Source organism: Silvanigrella sp. (assembly GCF_044369315.1).
Taxonomy (GTDB): Bacteria; Bdellovibrionota_B; Oligoflexia; order Silvanigrellales; family Silvanigrellaceae; genus Silvanigrella.
This window is the reverse complement of the sequence record NZ_JBIPMD010000318.1, coordinates 1-3,087: the sequence shown is the minus strand read 5'-3', so window position 1 is coordinate 3,087 and position 3,087 is coordinate 1. Positions and strand designations below refer to the sequence as shown.

The window sequence follows — 3,087 nt, the reverse complement described above, 5'->3', positions numbered from 1 at the left end:
TCTCATGGCTTTATTATTGGACATATCTCACCAGAAGCTCAAGAAGGTGGTCCTATTGCTTTGGTAAATGACAATGATTTTATTTCTATAGATGTTGAAAAAAATCAAATTCATCTTGAAGTCACGGATAAAGAACTTGCAGATAGAAAACAAAATTGGAAAATGCCAAAATATAAATCTACAAAAGGTACCTTATTTAAATATATAAAAAATGTTTCTTCTGCAAGTTTGGGTTGTGTAACAGATAATTGATTTATTCAACATTTGAATTGAATTTTTTCATTAATTCCAAAATTTCTTCATTTCTAAATGGTTTTCCAAAAATAGCGATATAGTTCATTTCAAATTTTTGGTTTACATCCGCTGTTATAATTGCTTTTGGAATGTCTGGATCGAGTTGTTTTGAAACAATATCAGCAGTGAATTCGGTAATTTATTATCTAAGAAATAAAGATCTGGTTTATCTATTTTACTTGCCTCAATAAGATCTGTTGGGTTGCTAAAAGTTGTAATGATAAACTCATTACTTGAAAATGTATCTTTAAAAATTTCGAGAATATCTGTTTCATCATCAAGAAAATAAATTTTAATTGCCATGAGTATCCTCGTTCTTTAATGGAAAAAAATTTTTTTCTCAATTTTTTTTGAAATTCCTGAACCTTATTTTAAAAATTCATTAAAAAACTCCTTTTATAAATTAATATCTTTTTTCTCATTTTTACACAGTATGATTTTCAAATAAAATAAATGGAGTTCAAGGATTTTTAAATTAATATCTATTTATTAACCAACTAATCTTTTTACTGCCTCAATTAAAACTTCAGGTTTAAATGGCTTTGTAATCCAACCACTCGCCCCTGCTTTTTTAGCTTCAGCAACAATTTCGGCAGCACCTTCAGTTGTCAACATAAGAATTGGTGGATGCGGTAATTCATTACTCGTATTGATTGCTTTTACCATTTCAATACCACCCATATTAGGCATATTAATATCGCTAATAATTACTTTTACATCTTTATTTGCTTTTAATTTTTCTATACCATCAGCACCATCTTCGGCTTCAATGACTTCAAATCCACCTTTGGTTAGGGTGAAATTTACTTGTTGTCGAATCGTTTTTGCATCATCAACAATTAATATTTTGTGAGCCATTTTATTCTCCGTGCAGTCGTTCATAAGAAATTTGATATCATTTAATTATACTCGGAAAAGTTTATTTTCATCAATAGACAAAATTCGCACATCTCCTTTGTTTTGGGAAATGTTTTTGTATGTTAACCTATTGAATGGATAAAAAGATATATTTTTGTTGATTTATTAAGTTTTATGATTTTATCAAATTTTAATTAGTTTCTTAACTCTAAAAGAGGTAGCTCCATGAATGACACAAATCAATCTATATTAAATACAACTTCAAATTTAAATTTATCGACGATCAATCCTCTTAAATCTGATGACTATATTGGAATGGCGGAAAACTCACCTATTAATATTTTGTATTGTGATCTTAATTTTACTATTATTTATGTCAATCCAACAAGTGCAAAAACTCTTTTAAAAATTGAAAAATATTTACCTATTCGAGTTTCTGCAATTCTTGGTTCGTCTATTGATATTTTTCATAAAGTACCAGCACATCAAAGAAGAATTTTAGCAAATGATAAAAATCTTCCTCATAGAGCTATTATCTCAGTTGGTCCCGAAAAATTAGATCTTCTTGTTTCTGCAATTTATGACGCAAACAAAAATTATATAGGTGCAATGGTTACCTGGGAAATTGTTACTGAAAAATTAAGTACAGCTTTAAACTTAGCGCGCATCAATTCAATGATGGAAAATATTCCTATAAATGTATTGTTTAGCGATCTTGATTTTAATATTACTTATGCCAATGCAACAAGTTTAAAAACACTAGAAAGAGTTGAAAAGTATTTGCCCATAAAAATTAGCGAGATTGTTGGTTCAAATATTGATGTTTTTCATAAAAACCCAGCCCATCAAAGGAAAATGGTATCAAATGATAAAAATTTACCTCATCGAGCAATTATAAATGTAGGTCCTGAAAAACTGAGTTTACTTGCATCTGCAGTTTATGATTTTGATAAAAAGTTTATTGGTGTCATGGTAACTTGGGAAATTATAACAGCTCAGGTTACTTTAACTGAAAATATTGGTGAAGCTTCAAGGCAATTGGCTGCTGCATCTGAAGAATTAAATGCTACTTCAAAACAAATGAGTTTAAATGCGGATAAAACAACAAACGTTGCAAATTCAACCGCAGCCGCTTCAGAAGAAGTTTCACATGGGGTAAGGTCGGTTGCTACAAATACAGAAGAAATGACTGCTGCTATTAAAGAAATTGCAAGAAATGCAGCAGAAGCTTCTGCAAATAGTTCATTAGCTCTAAAACAAGCTCAAAATACAAATTCTATCATTATTAAATTAGGTGAAAGTAGTAAAGAAATTGGAAATGTTATTAAAGTAATTAGTTCCATTGCACAACAAACGAATTTACTAGCATTAAATGCTACGATTGAAGCCGCAAGAGCAGGTGATGCAGGAAGAGGTTTTGCTGTTGTTGCAAATGAAGTAAAAGAACTTGCAAAACAAACAGCAAAAGCGACAGAAGATATCACAAATAAGATTACGGGTATTCAAACCGATTCAAAAAGCTCAATTGAAGCTGTTACATTAATTAGTCAATCTATCGAAAAATTAAATAGCATAGCTACTGCAATAGCGGCTTCTGTAGAAGAACAAGCGGCAACAACAAATGAAGTTTCTAGAATTGTTCAGCAATCGGCAGAAGGTGTATCCAGCATTTCTCAAAATATAAAAGTGGTGTCAGAAGCCGCTTCTCAAACTTCAAATGGGTCTTCGCAAGTTTTAATTTCTGCAAAATCATTAAGTGAGTTAGCTATAAAACTAGATGAATTAGTGAAAAATATGAAGGTTTAATTTGTAGTAGATGGTATATTATCTGACAATCTCCCTGTTTACAAAGACTCCCAAAAATGAAATTGTCTGTCAGTTAAAATTCAATCCAATATCTTTTTCCTTCCATTTTGGAATTCCGTCAAGGAAAGT

Annotated in this window: 4 protein-coding genes; 2 read left to right on the top strand and 2 right to left on the bottom strand. The window is 30.4% G+C overall.

Annotated features, from left to right (window positions below; all coding sequences use genetic code 11):
* The coding region (locus tag ACIQ56_RS16160) for a dihydroxy-acid dehydratase (protein WP_397602068.1) at positions 1-252 on the top strand (252 nt) is incomplete at its 5' end.
* A 114-nt stretch (positions 253-366) separates the two neighbouring features.
* Here ACIQ56_RS16160 and ACIQ56_RS16155 read toward each other — a convergent pair.
* Positions 367-597, bottom strand: a complete 231-nt coding sequence (locus ACIQ56_RS16155) for a hypothetical protein (protein ID WP_397602067.1) — start codon at positions 595-597, stop codon at positions 367-369.
* Positions 598-783: 186 nt separating this feature from the next.
* Positions 784-1,152: a response regulator gene (locus ACIQ56_RS16150; RefSeq protein WP_397602066.1), complete on the bottom strand. Its 369-nt coding sequence runs from the start codon at positions 1,150-1,152 to the stop codon at positions 784-786.
* Positions 1,153-1,377: 225 nt separating this feature from the next.
* Here ACIQ56_RS16150 and ACIQ56_RS16145 point away from each other — a divergent pair, with 225 nt between their 5' ends.
* The gene (locus ACIQ56_RS16145; protein WP_397602065.1) at positions 1,378-2,958 is read left to right on the top strand and encodes a methyl-accepting chemotaxis protein; all 1,581 of its coding nucleotides are present in this window, start codon (positions 1,378-1,380) and stop codon (positions 2,956-2,958) included.
* Positions 2,959-3,087: the final 129 nt, after the last annotated feature.

Excerpts from the sequence above, each read along its gene's own strand:
- ACIQ56_RS16145 (WP_397602065.1), top strand. The coding sequence starts at position 1,378 with ATGAATGACACAAATCAATCTATATTAAATACAACTTCAAATTTAAAT.
- ACIQ56_RS16150 (WP_397602066.1), bottom strand. The coding sequence starts at position 1,152 with ATGGCTCACAAAATATTAATTGTTGATGATGCAAAAACGATTCGACAA.
- ACIQ56_RS16155 (WP_397602067.1), bottom strand. The coding sequence starts at position 597 with ATGGCAATTAAAATTTATTTTCTTGATGATGAAACAGATATTCTCGAA.